Annotated in this window: 13 protein-coding genes; 1 reads left to right on the forward strand and 12 read right to left on the reverse strand. The window is 63.8% G+C overall.

The window, feature by feature from the left end; genetic code table 11:
* Positions 1–33 precede the first annotated feature (33 nt).
* The 8 genes from AB3X94_RS22770 to AB3X94_RS22805 form a co-directional block, all read right to left on the reverse strand.
* Positions 34–1,029, reverse strand: coding sequence for a LacI family DNA-binding transcriptional regulator (locus tag AB3X94_RS22770; RefSeq protein ID WP_368592106.1), 996 nt, complete (start codon positions 1,027–1,029; stop codon positions 34–36).
* Positions 1,030–1,185: 156 nt separating this feature from the next.
* Entirely contained in the window at positions 1,186–2,070 is an 885-nt protein-coding gene (locus AB3X94_RS22775) for an SMP-30/gluconolactonase/LRE family protein (protein WP_368612790.1), read from the reverse strand.
* Positions 2,067–2,834, reverse strand: coding sequence for an SDR family NAD(P)-dependent oxidoreductase (locus AB3X94_RS22780; protein ID WP_176111590.1), 768 nt, complete (start codon positions 2,832–2,834; stop codon positions 2,067–2,069). The genes AB3X94_RS22775 and AB3X94_RS22780 overlap by 4 nt, the downstream gene beginning before the upstream one ends.
* A 65-nt stretch (positions 2,835–2,899) precedes the next feature.
* Positions 2,900–5,305, reverse strand: coding sequence for a glycoside hydrolase family 3 N-terminal domain-containing protein (locus tag AB3X94_RS22785; RefSeq protein ID WP_176111589.1), 2,406 nt, complete (start codon positions 5,303–5,305; stop codon positions 2,900–2,902).
* A gap of 280 nt (positions 5,306–5,585) precedes the next feature.
* Complete coding sequence (locus AB3X94_RS22790) at positions 5,586–6,716, reverse strand: ABC transporter ATP-binding protein (protein WP_176365351.1); 1,131 nt, start codon at positions 6,714–6,716, stop codon at positions 5,586–5,588.
* 69 nt (positions 6,717–6,785) lie between these two features.
* Positions 6,786–7,616, reverse strand: a complete 831-nt coding sequence (locus AB3X94_RS22795) for a carbohydrate ABC transporter permease (protein WP_176111587.1) — start codon at positions 7,614–7,616, stop codon at positions 6,786–6,788.
* Positions 7,617–7,619: 3 nt separating this feature from the next.
* Positions 7,620–8,537 carry a sugar ABC transporter permease gene (locus AB3X94_RS22800; protein ID WP_312883693.1) on the reverse strand — a complete coding sequence of 306 codons (918 nt, stop codon included), beginning with the start codon at positions 8,535–8,537 and terminating at the stop codon, positions 7,620–7,622.
* 60 nt (positions 8,538–8,597) lie between these two features.
* Complete coding sequence (locus AB3X94_RS22805; protein WP_246392326.1) at positions 8,598–9,830, reverse strand: extracellular solute-binding protein; 1,233 nt, start codon at positions 9,828–9,830, stop codon at positions 8,598–8,600.
* A 335-nt stretch (positions 9,831–10,165) separates the two neighbouring features.
* On the opposite strand from AB3X94_RS22805, the gene AB3X94_RS22810 reads away from it, so the two are divergent.
* A complete protein-coding gene (locus AB3X94_RS22810; RefSeq protein ID WP_176111585.1) occupies positions 10,166–11,215 on the forward strand; it encodes a LacI family DNA-binding transcriptional regulator in 1,050 nt (349 codons plus the stop codon).
* Here AB3X94_RS22810 and AB3X94_RS22815 read toward each other — a convergent pair.
* The 4 genes from AB3X94_RS22815 to AB3X94_RS22830 all read right to left on the reverse strand — a co-directional run bounded on the left by AB3X94_RS22815 (position 11,194) and on the right by AB3X94_RS22830 (position 15,258).
* Entirely contained in the window at positions 11,194–11,583 is a 390-nt protein-coding gene (locus AB3X94_RS22815; RefSeq protein ID WP_018433686.1) for a type II toxin-antitoxin system VapC family toxin, read from the reverse strand. The genes AB3X94_RS22810 and AB3X94_RS22815 overlap by 22 nt on opposite strands.
* Complete coding sequence (locus AB3X94_RS22820) at positions 11,583–11,813, reverse strand: type II toxin-antitoxin system Phd/YefM family antitoxin (RefSeq protein ID WP_013093946.1); 231 nt, start codon at positions 11,811–11,813, stop codon at positions 11,583–11,585. Before AB3X94_RS22820 ends, AB3X94_RS22815 begins: the two co-directional genes overlap by 1 nt.
* An 861-nt stretch (positions 11,814–12,674) precedes the next feature.
* Complete coding sequence (locus AB3X94_RS22825) at positions 12,675–13,805, reverse strand: ABC transporter ATP-binding protein (protein WP_368612791.1); 1,131 nt, start codon at positions 13,803–13,805, stop codon at positions 12,675–12,677.
* Positions 13,806–13,920: 115 nt separating this feature from the next.
* Positions 13,921–15,258 (reverse strand): GH1 family beta-glucosidase, encoded by a 1,338-nt coding sequence (locus AB3X94_RS22830; protein ID WP_368612792.1) that lies wholly within the window; start codon positions 15,256–15,258, stop codon positions 13,921–13,923.
* Between the last annotated feature and the right edge of the window lie 53 nt (positions 15,259–15,311).

Raw genomic sequence — 15,311 nt, forward strand, 5'->3', positions numbered from 1 at the left:
CGTTCGCGGCTTGCGAATTCAGCGACGCGCCCATTACGCGCTATCGCGCGCAATCACCGTGAAATCGATCTTCACCGCTTTCCTGCGATGCACGCCGCCGGCTTCGCGGTCAGCGAGCGCCGCGAGCAGCGTCTCGCCGGCGCGCAGGCCGATGCCGTACGCATCGACCGATACCGTCGTGATGCTCGGCTGACAGCACCACGACACCTCGAAGTTGCCGAAACCGGCAACCGCGATGTCGCCCGGCACCGACAGCCCGCGCCGATGGCACTCCATGATCGCGCCGAACGCCGACATGTCGCTCACGCACATCACGGCCTCGGTATCGGGCCACGTGTCCAGCAACGCGCTGATCGCCGGCGCGCCGTGGCTCATCGTGATCGGCGAATCGCCAAGCCGGATCACGCGCGGCTCGCCGAGTCCCAGCGCCTTGACTTCGGCGACGTAGCCGCGCATCCGGTCGTGCCCGCGCCGGTCGCGCTCGCTGGCGCCCGCGATAAAGCCGATCCGGCGATAACCGCGCTCGTGCAGATGGCGGACCATCGCGCGCGCCGCCGCCGAGTTCGAAAAGCCGACGACCGTATCGATCGGATCGCTGGGCAAATCCCACATTTCGACGACCGGGATACCGGCGCGCTGCAACAGCATGCGCGTCGCGTCGGTGTGCCGGCCGCCCGTCAAAGCGACGCAGCGCGGCTGGTGGCGCAGCATCGAGCGCACCAGCAGTTCTTCCTGTTCCAGCAGGTAGTCCGTATCGCCGAGCAGCAGTTGCAGACCATGCGGATTCAGTGCGGCATTCAGGCCGCGCACGGTGTCGGAGAAGTTCGAGCTGGACAGCGACGGCACCAGCACCGCGACGAACTCCGAGCGTCCCGACGACAGCGCGCCCGCCGCCGCATCGGCGACGTAACCGAGTTCGTCGATGACCTTTTGCACGCGTTCGCGGGTCGCTTGCGACACGTTGCGGCCCGCGAGCACGCGCGACACGGTCATCTTCGAGACGCCCGCACGTTCGGCAACATCGGACATGCGGGGCGGGACTGGCGGCCTGGACGTCATGATAGGAATCGGGGCGAATGCGCGGAAGTCATGGAACGCACATGATAGCGGGCCGCTCCTTGCGGAGCGACCAGGCAACGTCAGGGTTGCGTATTGCGGCTTGTCCTGTCGCTGTGTTTTGTCGTCTTAACGCTCGAAGCCCACCGTGCAGCGAGCATGAACCTGTCCCGCCACTGGTGCTCGGAACGAGAACAGCCCGCCCGCCTGCGGCTGATGCTGGCGCTCGACGGCAGTCAGCCCCTTCCATGCGGTCGTCACATAGACGGTTTGCAGATCGTCGCCGCCGAACGCGAGCTTCGTCACGTTCGCGCACGGCAACGGCACCTGATCGACCAGTTCGCCCGCCGGTGAGTAACGCTCGATCCGCCAGCCGCCGAACAGCGCGATCCACAGGAAGCCGTCGGCATCGACGGCCATGCCGTCGGGATGGCCGTCGCCCGAGATCGCGGCGAAGATGCGCTTGCCCGACAGCGTGCCGTCCGCGGCGACGTCGAACGCATAGACCACGCGCCGCATCGTGTCGTTGTGATACAGCGTGCGGCCGTCCGGGCTCATCGCCGGGCCGTTCGTGATCACGTAGTCATCGTCCTGCGCGATCGCCGCGCCTCGCTCGCTCACGCGATACAGCGTGCCGCTCGGCGCCTCTTCGGCATCGTCCATAGAGCCGAACCACAAGCGCCCCTGGGCATCGACGAAACCGTCGTTCAGGCGGTTGCCCGGCAGATGGGGTTCGACGTCGGCGAGTTTGCTGAACTCCCCGCTCGCCGGATCGAAGCGATGCAGGCCGCCTGGCAGCCCGCACACGAACGTGCCGTTAGCGAGCGGCGCCAGAAAACCGGGCTGGTCGGGCGCCTGCCACGTCCGCTGCTCGCCGGTCGCGACGGACAGCCGATGAATCCGGCGCCCCTTGATATCGACGAAATACACGGCGTTCTCGGCGGCCTGCCACAGCGGCCCTTCAGCCAGTTCGGCGCCGACCGCCCATACGCACACAGGTACCGGCATGCTCATTCTCCGTACCACCCTGCGTCGACGAAGTAATCACGACCGGAGCAGCGCGACGCGTCGTCGGACGCGAGGAACAACGCCATGCGCGCGACGTGCTCGGGCTCGATGCGCAGTTGCAGACACTGACTCGCGACGACCTTCGCTTCGCTCTCCGCCGATTGCCACAGCTGCATTTGCCGCGGCGTCTTCACCGCACCCGGAATGATGCAGTTCACGCGGATGCCCGCGCCGCCCAGATCGCGCGCGAGACCCCGCGTGAGCCCTTCGATGCCGGCCTTGGCCGTCATATAGATCGCGAGGTTCGGCAGCGCGAGATGCCACGACACCGAGCCCAGATTCAGGATCACGCCGCGCCCCGCGCGACGCATGCCGTTCGCGGCGGCTTGCGCGCAGAAGAACTGGTGGCGCAGATTCACCGCGATACGGTCGTCCCAGTAGCTCGCGGTGAGATCGCCGATTTCGTGCCGGTCGTCATTGCCGGCGTTGTTGACGAGCACATCGATCGGACCTGCCGCTTCGACGATGGCCGCAAACGTGCTTTCGATTGCATCGACATTTTTCAGGTCGCAGCGGCGGAACAGCGGTTGATGCTTCGCGTGGCGAAGCGTTTCCTGCAGCGCGAGCGAATCGTGCTCGGCGACGTCGAGGAAGAACACGCGCGCGCCTTGCTGCGCGAAGGCCTCGACGATCGCGGCGCCGATCCCGCTGCCGCCGCCGGTTACGACGATGGTTTTGTCCGCCAGGCTTGGATAGGTTGCGTACGACATCAGATTTTCCACTTGAAACGAGTAGGACCACACACAGGGCGGCACTCGCCGCCCCGACCCGCCGCTTAGGCCACGATCTCGACTTCGCTCAGCATGCGCCAGTTGCGTTCGAGCGTTCTGGTCGCGGAGCCCGCGACCGCGACCGTGCCGCTCAGATGAATGTCGCGGCTCGAACTGCCGACGAGCAGATCGAAATCACCGGGCTCGACGATACGCTCGCCGCGCGCGTCGGTGAAGTTAAGCATATCGACCGGCAGCTTCACGCGCACACGCGCCGAGGCACCGGCCGCGAGCGGCACGCGCGCAAACGCTTTCAGCTCGCGCACCGGCCGCGCGACCGACGCGTGACGGTCACGCACATAGATCTGCACGATCTCGGTGCCGTCGCGCGCACCGATGTTGTCGAGCGTGAAGCTCAGCTCGATCGTCCCGTCTTCGATCGGCACTTCGCTGTGCGCGAGCGCGAGATCGCCGTAACGGAACTGCGTATAGCCGAGACCGAAGCCGAACGGATAGCGGCAACCGAAATGGTATGCAATCGGCGTTCCAGCGCTTTTCAGACGATGGTTATACACGTACGGCACGGCGCCCGCGCTCTTCGGCACCGACAGCGGCAGACGGCCGCTGAAGTTGGCGCGGCCCACGAGCAGATCGGCCAGCGCTTCGGCGCCGCGCTCGCCCGGCGCGAACGCCATGATCTGCGCGGCGATGCGATCTTCGAGGCCGCCGAGATTGTACGGGCGGCCGCCCGTCATCACGACGACCGTCGGCGTGCCGCTGTCGACCACCGCCTGCAGCAACGCCTGCTGCACGCCCGGCAGGTCGAGGCTGTCGGTATCGGACCCTTCGCCGACCGTGCCGGACTGGAACAGGCCCGCCAGATCGCCGACGAACACCAGCGCGACGCCGGCTTGCCGGGCGGCCTCGACCGCCGCCGCGATGCCGTCGGTGTCCTTGCTGATCAGTTCGTCGCAATGCGCGTCGCCGGTCAGATCGAGCGACACGTCGCCCGGGAACACCGGCGCGCCCGCGCGGCGTTCCTTGATGATGTCGCAGCCCTGCGCGTGAATCACGCGCTCATTGCCGAGCAACGCGCGCAGCGAACGCAGCGGCGTCGCGATCGAAGCAGTGGACTGCTCGCCGCTGTTGATGAGATGCACCGGGAAACTGTAGCCGGCGAGCAGCGCGAGAGGATCGTCGGCGGTTGGGCCGATCACCGCGATTTTGTCGGCGCCGTTCGCGTCGAGCGGCAGCACGTCGCCCTGATTGCGCAGCAGCACCGCCGATTCGAGCGCGACCTGATACGCGGTATCGCCCGCGGCCGCGCTCTTCACGTCGACGCGTTCGGGATCGACATACGGATTCTCGAACAGGCCGAGCTGGAATTTCACGCGCAGCACGCGCGTGACGGCGGTGTCGATCGTCGCTTCGGTGATCTCGTTGCGCTCGAGCGCCTCCTTCAGATGCACCGCGCACTCGTGGCCCGGCAGCTCGACGTCGAGGCCGGAGTTGAACGCGAGAGCCGCGGCCGACGCGCTGTCGCGCGCTACCGCATGATGGCTGTAAAGCAGGTCCACGCCCGCGTAATCCGCGACGACGAGACCGTCGAAGCCCCACTTCTCACGCAGCGTGTCGTGCAGCAGCGTGCGATCGCCATGGCAAGGCACGCCATCGACGTCGTGATACGCGGGCATCACCGAGCCCGCGTTCGCGAGCTTCACGGCCATTTCGAACGGCAGCATGAACACGTCGTTGAGCTCGCGCGGACCGACATGCACCGGCGCATGATTGCGGCCGCCTTCGCTCGCCGAATGACCGACGAAATGCTTGAGCGTCGCGAGCAGATCGCGCTGTTCGCCTTGCAGGCCTTTCACGTAATGGCAAGCGAGCACGCCGACCAGATACGGGTCTTCGCCGAGCGTCTCCTCGGTGCGGCCCCAGCGCGGATCGCGCGACACGTCGAGCACCGGCGCTAGCCCCTGGTGACAGCCGATTGAACGCGCCTGCTCGCCGATGATCGTGCCGACTTCGCCGACCAGTCGCGGATTCCACGTCGCTGCATAGTTCAACGGCGACGGGAACAGCGTCGCGTCCTTGATCATGAGGCCGACGAGGCACTCCTCGTGCGCCATCACCGGAATGCCGAGGCGCGTATCTTCGACCATCTTGCGCTGCAGTTCGTTGAGCGCGCGCACGCCTTCCTTCGGATCGACCGTATGCGTGCCGAGCGGACGCGTGATCTGGCCGAGGCCATATTGCAAGATTTCGTCGACCGTGATCTGGTTGGCACTCTGCGCGAAATCGATGCTACGCGCCTTGTGATTGCCATCGGCCGACAGCACCAGCCACGCGGCATGAAGCTGCGCAATCTTTTCGTCGAGTGTCATGCGCGCGAGCAGATCGGCCACGCGCTCTTCTACGGTTGCGGCGGGACTGCGGTAGAGCGGCATCTCACTTTGGCGAAGCAACATCGAAAACTCCTTTTATTTATGCTGGTGTACGAAGCGCATGAAGCGCCGACAAATCCGTAGTTCCTGACAAGCGTGCGGCAGGGCTTTGCTTCGGCCCGGAGCCATCCGGTTCCATTTCAGATAACTTTCCGTACTTCGCAGTCCTGCTAATCGACCGAACGCGGCCGCGACTCGAGATTCGCGGTGTTTGATCGGCTGCGGGTCGTTCGGTGCGTCTAGCGACGCGATTCAGTGGGACCGCGCTTGCCCGCTTCGCGCAGCGAGCGCGGTCACAAGCGGATCAGTGCAGACGCGGCAGCGCGAAATCCTTGTCGTCGAAGACGTGGCACGCGTGCGGTGCGAACGCCAACTCGACGCGTTCGTCGTGGTTCACGCCACCGTCGCCGGGCAGTTTGGCGATCATCGTGTTGCCGTCTCGCACGCCACCGTCCACGTGCACGTAGCTGTGCTCGCCCATCCGCTCGACCAGACGCACGGCGCAGCGAATCGTCTGCACGCCGGGCTGCGCCGACGGCAGGGCGAGATGCTCCGGCCGGATGCCGAGCGTGACCTGCGAGCCGACCCGCTGCCTGCGGCCGTCGACCTCGGCGCGCACGCGCTCGCCTGTGGTCAGTTCTACCTGAATGCCCTTTTCGTCGACCGCGAGGACCGTGGCCGGCATGAAGTTCATCTTCGGCGAACCGATGAAGCCCGCGACGAAGCGGCTCTTCGGCCGGTGATACAGATCGAGCGGCGCGCCGATCTGCGCGATGCTGCCGTGTTTTTCCATGTCCGCGCCGGCGTGCAGCAGCACGATCTTGTCGGCGAGCGCCATTGCTTCGATCTGGTCGTGCGTGACGTACACCGCGCTCGCACGGTTGAACTCGCGATGCAAACGGGCGATTTCAGTACGCGTTTGCACGCGCAGCGCGGCGTCGAGATTCGACAGCGGCTCGTCGAACAGGAACACGCCCGGCTCGCGCACGATCGCGCGGCCGATTGCCACGCGCTGGCGCTGGCCGCCGGACAGCGCAGCGGGGCGGCGCTCGAGATAGCTGTCGAGTTGCAGTGCGGCAGCGGCGCTGCGCACTTTCTTGTCGATGATGGCCTTGTCGACTTTCGCCTGACGCAGACCGAACGCCATGTTCTCGTACACGCTCATATGCGGATACAGCGCGTAGTTCTGGAACACCATCGCTACCTGGCGCTTCGCGGGTTCGACGTTGTTCATCAGTTCACCGTCGATGCGCAGTTCGCCGTCGGTGATCGATTCGAGGCCGGCAATCATGCGCAGCAGCGTGGACTTGCCGCAGCCAGACGGCCCGAGGAACACGCAGAATTCATCCTTGCCGACTTCGAGGTTGGCGTCGCGGATCACCGAGTTACCGCTCGTATAGGACTTCTGTACGTTAGTGAGAGAGATGCTTGCCATGTCGTTTTTGCGAAGTTCGGTGTGCGGGCCACTGCGGCCCACACGATTCGAGGTGGTGTGCGATGCGGATCAGCCCTTGAGCGAGCCAGCCATCATCCCCTTGATCACGCGCTCCTGACCGAACGCGTAGGCAACGATCAGCGGCAACGAGGTGAGCACGAGGACGGACAGCATCGAAGGAATGTTCGACGCGTATTGCCCCATGAAGTCCCAGATCGCGAGCGGCAGCGTACGGTGCTCGGCCGTCGACGTGAGCATGTACGCGAAGATGAACTCGTTCCACAGGCCAATGCCGTTGAAGATCGTCACAGTGGCGAGCCCCGGTGCCGAAAGCGGGAAGAAAATCCGCCAGAAGATGCGAAACGGACTGCAGCCGTCGAGCTGCGCAGCTTCTTCGAGCTCGCGCGGAATCTGGCGCATGAACTCGGTCAGGATGAAGATCGACACCGGCAGACTGAGCGCCACATACGGGCCGAGCAGCGCGAACGCGGTGTCGTAGAGGCCGAGGTTGCGCGTGAGCAGATAGATCGGCACGAGCGTCGCATGCAGCGGCACGATCATGCCGGCGACCACCAGTCCGAACAGCGTCTTGTTCAGCGAGAAGCGCAAGCGCGCAAACACGTAGGCCGCCATCGCACTGATGATGACGATCAGCAGCACCGACACGCCCACCGTGAACACGCTGTTACGGAAATAAGTGAAGAACGGCCCCTGCAGCACAGCCGCGTAATTGCCCCAGTACAGATGGCTCGGGGGCGCCCACACGGACGTCGCGAAAGTCTCCTCCTGGCTCTTCAGGCTCGACGCGACCATGAAGAGAAACGGAATCGTCGTGACGGCCAGCCAGATCAGTGCCAGCAGAGGAATCCCGACGCGGGGGAAGCGTAGTTTCTTGTTCATGGTTCAGACCTCGGTTGCATAACGGCGGGTGAAGTACATCGACACCGCCGCCACCGTGATGACGATAAGGAACATCGCCGAGCCGATGGTGCTGCCGTAGCCGAGTTGGAACGAACTAAACACCGTGCGATACATGTAGGTGGCCATCACCTCGGACGAGCCTTCGGGGCCGCCACCGGTCATGACGAAGACGAGATCGAAGTAACGCAGCGAGCCGAGCACGGACAGCAGCACTGCCGTGCGCACCGTGCCCTGCAGATGCGGCAGCTTGATGCGCCAGAAAATGGTCCATTCGGATGCGCCGTCGAGCAGCGCAGCCTCGTTGACCTCGGCCGGCATCGACGAGAGCCCGGCGAGGAACAGAATCATGTAGAAAGGCGCGTTCTGCCAGATGATCACGGCAATCGTCGCGCCCAGCGAAAAATGCGGGTCGCCCAGCCAGTCCTTCGCGAGGCCATCGAGCCCGAATGCCTGCAACGCGACGTTGACCGGACCGAAATTCGGATCGTAGATTTGCTTGAACAGCACGCCGATCGCCACGCTCGACATCAACAGAGGAAGGAAATACAGAACCTTCAGCAAGCGCGAGCCACGGCCGGCCTTTTCCAGCAGCACGGCGAGCGCGAGCGCGATCGGAAGCTGGATGACGATCGATGCGACAGCAAGAATCACGTTGTTCCGCAGCGATTGCCAGAACACCATGTCGTGCGCGAGCCGCTCCCAGTTCGCGAGCCCGATATAACGGGCAGTGTTGCCGAGGCCGTTCCAGTCGAGCAGCGACAGCCGCAGGCTGGAGACGAGCGGATAGAGCAGGAACACGGCCAGCAGCAGCAGCGACGGTGCAAGAAACACCACCGTGACGAGCGTTTGCGATGAGAATCTCAGCCGGCGTTCGGGTGTAGCGGAAAGTGCGATATTCACGGGCTTGTATGCCGGCCGGCACCTTGCGGTGCTGGCCGGACTTTTCTTTGAGACTGGAGATTAACCGCCCTTCTTCGAAGCGGCTTCCATTTGCTGCGCAGCAGCTTCAGGCGTCACCGACAGGCCGAACAGCGCCTGCGTCGTGTCCTTGTGCATTTCGCCGAGGGCCGGCGGCAGTGCCTGGTCGTACCAGAGCTGCACGCTCGGAGCCGCGGCCAGCAGTTGCTGCAGACGCTGCGTGAACGGATCCTCGATCTTGACGTTGTTGACCGGCGGCAGCTTGTGGTCATCCGACGCGCGAGCCTGCATTGCCTGTTCGTCGGTCAGTGCCTGGATCAGCTTGAATGCTGCGTCCGGCGTCTTGCACTCGGCCGAGATGCTGAGGAAGCCGTCGCCCACCGTGCCGATCAGGTCGCGCGGGTCACCCTTGCCACCCGGCACGCTCGGGAACGGGAAGAAGTCCAGATCCTTCGAGAACGTCGGGTTTTCGTTCGCGATCGTCGAAGCTTCCCAGGCGCCCATCAGCTCCATGGCGGCCTTGCCCGTGTACAGCAGACGGCGCGACGCACCCGAGTCGTAATCCAGACCGTTGATGCCCGGTGCGAACGCGCCAGCCTTCACGAGCTCCTGAATGCGCTTGCCGGCTTCGACGAACGCCGGATCTTCGAAGCCCTTGCCCTTGCCTGCGATCGCGTCCTTCACGACTTGCGGACCACCGATACGGTCGACGAGGTACATGTAGTACATCGAACCGGTCCACTTGTTCTTGTTCGCGAGCGAGAACGCTGCAACGTTGTGCTGCTTCAGCACGTCGACGACGTGCATCAGTTCATCCCACGTCTTCGGCGGCGTGATGCCGTACTTCTTGAAAACTTCCTTGTTGTAGAAAATCACCGCGGCCGCTGCGTTTTCGGCAGCAACACCGTAGGTCTTGCCGTCGAATGTCGTGACATCCCACGACGATTGCATGAAGCGGTTGCGATACGCCGGGTCCTTGGTCAGGTACGGCGTCAGGTCGGCGATCTGGCCGGACTTCACGTACTCGTGCAGGCCGCCGCCGCCCCAGTTCTCGAACACGCACGGCGGCTGGTTCGCGCCGAAAGCGACCTTCAGCTTCGTCTTGTACGCTTCGTTCAGCACGTGCGAATTCTCGACCTTGTAGCCCGGAACCGCCTTTTCGAATCGATCCGACGCGTCGCGAATGATCTTGCTCGACGACGCATTGGTCTGCTGGTCCCATACCGTGATCGTCTTGGAGTCCGCCGCTAGGGCGTTCGAAACAACTGCAGACAACGAAAACAGCAGCGCCGTCGCGCCGACAATGGACCGCGCTTTAAACAACGCCGGGTACGCCATGTGTGTGTCCCCTCTTGTGGATTTTTAAGAAACCGCCGAAACGTTAACGTTAGCCTTAACGTTAGTGAATGTTAGGTCGATGCGGGAAGTAAGGCTATGCGGGATTTTACCTGGTCTCGGCGGGCTGCGACGCAACACCTGCATAAGATTGATTGATTGTGGGAAAGCGGAAATATATAGGGTTCTGCTAGAATAGCGACTACATAAACGGTATCGCTAACGCGATTAGCGAGTCGACCCATCCAATGACCTCTCGCACAGCTCCGACCCGCATGGCAAGGCAAACCCCCACACTTGAGCACGTCGCCAAGCTTGCCGGGGTGTCCCAGATGACCGCATCGCGCGCTCTGAACGGCCGTCCTGGCGTGTCGCGCGAAACCCGTGACGAAGTACTGAGAATCGCGTCAGACATCGGTTACGTCGTCAACCGCACCGCGCAGAAACTGTCGGGTGGCCGCAATGGCATCATCGGCATCATCACGCCGACGCTCGACACGCAATTCTCCAGCGAACTGATTCTCGGCGCGGGCCGCGCGGCGCGTGGCGCGGGCTGCGAGATGCTGGTCTACACGGTGTTCGACGAAGATCGTCATACGCATCACGACCTGCTCGGACTGATCCAGCAATTCTCCGACGGCATCCTCGCGATTCTTCCGCGCGAGTCGCTGTGCCTCGAGGCGCTCGCCACCGCGAAGGTGCCGGTCGTCGTCGTCGATCAGCGCGGCACGCTGACGGGCTTCCCGTCGGTGTCGGTCGACAACTACGGCGGCGCCTGTCTCGCGGTCGAACACCTGGCGGAGCTCGGTCACAAGCGGATCGCGTTTCTGGCGGGCGACGAAACGATCGAAGGTGTGCGCGACCGGCAACGCGGCTACCACGACACGCTGGCTCGTCTCGGCCTGCCGCGTGAAGACTCGCTGGTCGCCGCGGGCGACCTGTCGCAGATGATGGCGTTCGACGTCACGTTCGATCTGCTGAACCTCGCCGAGCCCCCCACCGCGATCTTCACGGCCAACGACCAGAGCGCGTTCGGCGTAATCGCCGCAATTCGCGAAGCCGGCCTGCGCGTGCCGGACGACATCTCGGTGATCGGCTTCGACGACATCCCGATGTCCGAGCAGTTCCATCCGGCGCTCACCACGATCCGTCAACCGTTCCAGCAAATGGCGCGCTCGGCGGTCAACACGCTGCTCGCGCAAATCGCCGGGATCGACGCCGCTTCGCAGCGCATCACGCTGCCGGCGGAACTGGTGGTGCGCGATTCCACCGGCCCTGTCCGCACCAAGCAGCGCCGCGGCCGTCACCAGATCGTTTCGACGTAAGTCGACGCGCGCACCTTCGCATCCGAAGTCACGAGCGCGCCGCCATGCGTGCGCGCGGTCGCGACGATCAGGCGTTGATGCAAGCTGAGCGAAGGCGGCAGCGTGGCCGCGCGAAACGCGATCTCGGTGTCGACCGGAATCATCCGCACGCCGTCTAGCGACAGAAACGTCGACATCCAGCTGCGCGCGTCCATCGACAGCCCGAGACTGCCGACCTTCACGAACTCCGCGATTTCGAACGCGCTGATCGCCGAGATCAGGATCTCGCCGCCGGCGAGCTCCCGATCGATCGCATCGTGCGCGGCCTGGCTCAGCGCTTTCTGCCTGCCGAGCCAGCACACGAGCGCAAGCGTGTCGAGCGTGATCATTACTCTTCCTGGTCGGCGGTGACCGGTTGCAACGCATGCTTCAGATTGAAATGCGTAATCGACGCGCGCAGCAGCTCGAGCGGATTTTCCTGTTTGCTGCGATACGGCCGAATTTCGATGGTGGGTTGCCCGCGGTCGGTGACGACCACGGTTTCGCCCAATGCCTCGACCTGACGGAACAGCTCGCAGGCCCGGGACTTGAAGATGGCTTTAGATACTCGCTTTTCCATGACGCTCTCCACCCAGCAAAATTCCAACGGTTATTTTTTGTGTCGGGCCGACGCGCGCGCATGCGAACGCCCGCGATGCGCGGCCCGACATTCTTTATCAACCTTGCTCTCAGGCACTTCTTCCCAACCTACTGCCAGGAGCTCCCTCGAACTCCCGTCCAACTCGCGGCGACGATTGCCGTAACCGCGGCACAGCCCGCACCGGTAGCGCCAATCCCTGCGCGCAACCGCTGCGCTTCCATCTAATCGATACGTTTTACGCAGAACGCTCCGGCCATACAGGGTCGTGCCGGACAGGAGCGCGACGCGTCTCGGGTTTCAATGTCTGCTCCGTGTTTTAGCTCTTCGAATAGATGTAAACAGCCGGAACGTTACCCTTAACGTTAGCGGATGTTAATGGCCCCGACCCGCCGCCGCCATGCGGAGTTAACCTAAGCTCGGAACCACTATCCGGAACCACCCGACCCGACCCTCAAAGCCAAGCCCAGCAAGGATGAAAGCTCCGTGCAAGGCATAGACAGCAAAGCATAATATTTGATGCAGACCAACTAACGACATCCCTGCTTTTGCCTCACTCTTCGTCGTCCGATGCAGGTGGCCTCGATGAAGGCTCCGCATCGAAATGTACGATCCACGCATGCAGCGATTCGCGCGGCTTCTTCAACCTTCCTCGCTGCTGCGGCGCTCGTTCGATAGCCGATTGCCCGCGGTCCGCGGCAGCCGCCGTTTCACCAGGCGTCTGCGCATACCGCTGCCCGGACGGGCCGCTAGCCGCGGCCGCGCCATCGTCCTTCGCTACATTTTTCTCCATCGCGCTATCCGCCATCGGTGTGCTGGTGCTCGCTCGTCGGCATCGGCCTGTCAAACGACCGCGCCTACGTCCTCGCCGACTTTGGGTCGCGAGAGACTCACCGCGGCGCCGTCCGCATCGAACAGCGTGACCGACGACGACGCCACCTTGATCCCGACGCGCGCGCCGACCGCATGCTGCGCGTCCTTCTTGTCGAGCTTCAGCGTGATCGCGTGCGCCATGCCATCGAGTCGCGCATGCAGCAGCGACACGTCGCCGAGATGCTCGACCAGTTCGACACGCGCGGCGAGACCGTCGTCGAGCGAGCCGATGCCCAGATGCTCGGCGCGCACCCCGAGCGTCAGCTCGCCGCTCAGCGACTGCGTCGACCGGCCGGGCAGCACGATGCGCTGGCTCGCGCCGGCGAGCGCCACGACGGTTTGCGTATCGCTTTGCGACACCAGCGTCGCGGCCAGTATGTTCATCTGCGGCGAACCGATGAAGCCGCCGACGAAGCGGTTCGCCGGTCGCTCATACAGTTCGAGCGGCGCGCCGGTCTGCTCGATGTGGCCTTTGTTGAACACGACGATCTGCTGGCCGAGCGTCATCGCCTCGACCTGATCGTGCGTGACGTAGATCATCGTCGTGCCGAGTTCGCGATGCAGCTTCGCGAGTTCGATACGCATCTGCACGCGCAGCGCCGCATCGAGATTCGACAGCGGTTCGTCGAACAGGAACACGCGCGGCTTGCGCACGATCGCCCGTCCGATCGCGACGCGCTGGCGCTGGCCGCCCGACAGCGCCTTCGGTTTGCGCTCGAGCAGATGCGTGATCTGCAGGATCTCGGCAGCACGGCCCACCGCCTCGCGTACTTCATTTTTCGACTTGCCCGACAGCTTCAGCGAAAAGCCCATGTTTTCCGCGACCGTCATGTGCGGGTAGAGCGCGTAGCTCTGGAACACCATCGAGATACCGCGGTCCGTAGGCTGCAGATCGTTGACGCGTACGCCGTCGATCAGAATGTCGCCGCCCGTTATCGACTCGAGCCCCGCGATCATGCGCAGCATCGTCGACTTGCCGCAGCCCGACGGTCCCACGAAGACCGTGAACTGGCCGTCCGGGATATGCAGATCGATGCCCTGAATCACCTGCGGTCCTTCGCCATACGTCTTCGAGACGTTGCGCAATACGAGTTCGCCCATTTGATGCCTCCTCCTCCTCAGTCCTTGTACTTGCAGACCCCGCGTGACGCTATCCCACTGCCCCACTACTGTCGCGCCACGCGAGGTTCGGTGCGCCCGCCGCCGGGCGTGCGCGTCAGCGCACGGCTGCGACGCCGGCGTGTTGCGCGATCACGTCGCGATACCAGAACGCGCTGTCCTTCAGCGTGCGCTCCTGGCTCGCATAGTCGACGTAGACCATGCCGAAGCGCTTGTCGTAGCCCGACGCCCATTCGAAGTTGTCCATCAGGCTCCAGGCGAAATAGCCGGCCACGTCGACGCCCTGTCTCACCGCGTCCGACAACGCGGCCAGATGCAGGTCATAGAAGCGCACTCGCTCGGCGTCATGCACGCGGCCGTTAGCCAGCACGTCCTTCGCCGCGCAGCCGTTCTCGGTGATGTAGATTGGCGGCAGCTTGTAGTCGGCGTTGATGCGGGTCAGCAATTCGGTCAGGCCTTGCGGATAGACTTCCCAATCCATATCGGTGAAGCCGAGCACGCCCGGCGGACGCTTCTCGCCCGATGCGCTCGCGAAGATGCGCGTGTAGTAGTTGATGCCGAGGAAGTCCATCGGCGTGCCGATCACGTCGAAGTCGCCGCTCAGGATCGCCTCTTGTGGACCGTTTGCGCCATACCATTCCAGCGCCTCGGCCGGATACTCGCCCTTGAACAGGGGGTCCATGTACCAGCGCACGAACTTCGCGTATTCGAGCGACGCGGCGGCCTGGTCTTCAGGCGAATCCGTTGCGCCATGCGCCGGCGACTGATTCAGAACGATGCCGAGCGGCGCCTTCACGCCATCGGCGCGCAACGCCTGCAACGCGAGACCGTGCGACAACAGCAGATGGTGCGCGACGTGCGCGGCTTTCTTCAGATCGGCGTTGCCCGGCGCGAAATAGCCGGTCGCGTTGCCGAGCCATGCGGTGCACCACGGCTCGTTGTGCGTCGCGATCGATGCAACGCGGTCGCCGAGCACGCTGCCGATCTTGCGCGCGTAGTCCGCGAAGCGATAGGCGGTGTCGCGGCTTTCCCAGCCGTTTTGCGTATGCTGCAGCGACAACGGCAGGTCCCAGTGATACAGCGTCGCGAACGGCTGGATATCGCGCTCGAGCAAACCGTCGACGAGACGATCGTAAAACGCGAGACCCTTGTCGTTGAATGCGCCGCGTCCAGTCGGCTGCACGCGCGGCCACGCGATCGAAAAGCGGTAAGCATTGACGCCGAGTTCAGCCAGCAGATCGAGGTCTTCCTCGAGAAGGTGATAGTGATCGCATGCGACATCGCCGTTCTCGCCGTTCACGACCTTGCCCGGCACTTTGCAGAATGCGTCCCAGATCGACGGGCCGCGGCCGTCCTCATGCGCTGCGCCTTCGATCTGGTAGGAACTGGTGGCCACGCCCCAGACGAAGTCTTCGTTGAATCGATACGTCGACATAAATGTTGTTGTCCCGAATGGTCATGCCCGCCAGGGCGTGAAGATGAAAGGAA

This window comes from Paraburkholderia sp. BR10923 (assembly GCF_040948765.1).
GTDB classification, from domain to species: Bacteria; Pseudomonadota; Gammaproteobacteria; order Burkholderiales; family Burkholderiaceae; genus Paraburkholderia; species Paraburkholderia youngii.

Excerpts from the sequence above, each read along its gene's own strand:
- AB3X94_RS22820 (WP_013093946.1), bottom strand. The coding sequence starts at position 11,813 with ATGGAAAAGCGAGTATCTAAAGCCATCTTCAAGTCCCGGGCCTGCGAG.
- AB3X94_RS22825 (WP_368612791.1), bottom strand. The coding sequence starts at position 13,805 with ATGGGCGAACTCGTATTGCGCAACGTCTCGAAGACGTATGGCGAAGGA.
- AB3X94_RS22815 (WP_018433686.1), bottom strand. The coding sequence starts at position 11,583 with ATGATCACGCTCGACACGCTTGCGCTCGTGTGCTGGCTCGGCAGGCAG.
- AB3X94_RS22780 (WP_176111590.1), bottom strand. The coding sequence starts at position 2,834 with ATGTCGTACGCAACCTATCCAAGCCTGGCGGACAAAACCATCGTCGTA.
- AB3X94_RS22810 (WP_176111585.1), top strand. The coding sequence starts at position 10,166 with ATGGCAAGGCAAACCCCCACACTTGAGCACGTCGCCAAGCTTGCCGGG.
- AB3X94_RS22830 (WP_368612792.1), bottom strand. The coding sequence starts at position 15,258 with ATGTCGACGTATCGATTCAACGAAGACTTCGTCTGGGGCGTGGCCACC.
- AB3X94_RS22770 (WP_368592106.1), bottom strand. The coding sequence starts at position 1,029 with ATGTCCGATGTTGCCGAACGTGCGGGCGTCTCGAAGATGACCGTGTCG.
- AB3X94_RS22790 (WP_176365351.1), bottom strand. The coding sequence starts at position 6,716 with ATGGCAAGCATCTCTCTCACTAACGTACAGAAGTCCTATACGAGCGGT.
- AB3X94_RS22795 (WP_176111587.1), bottom strand. The coding sequence starts at position 7,616 with ATGAACAAGAAACTACGCTTCCCCCGCGTCGGGATTCCTCTGCTGGCA.
- AB3X94_RS22785 (WP_176111589.1), bottom strand. The coding sequence starts at position 5,305 with ATGTTGCTTCGCCAAAGTGAGATGCCGCTCTACCGCAGTCCCGCCGCA.
- AB3X94_RS22775 (WP_368612790.1), bottom strand. The coding sequence starts at position 2,070 with ATGAGCATGCCGGTACCTGTGTGCGTATGGGCGGTCGGCGCCGAACTG.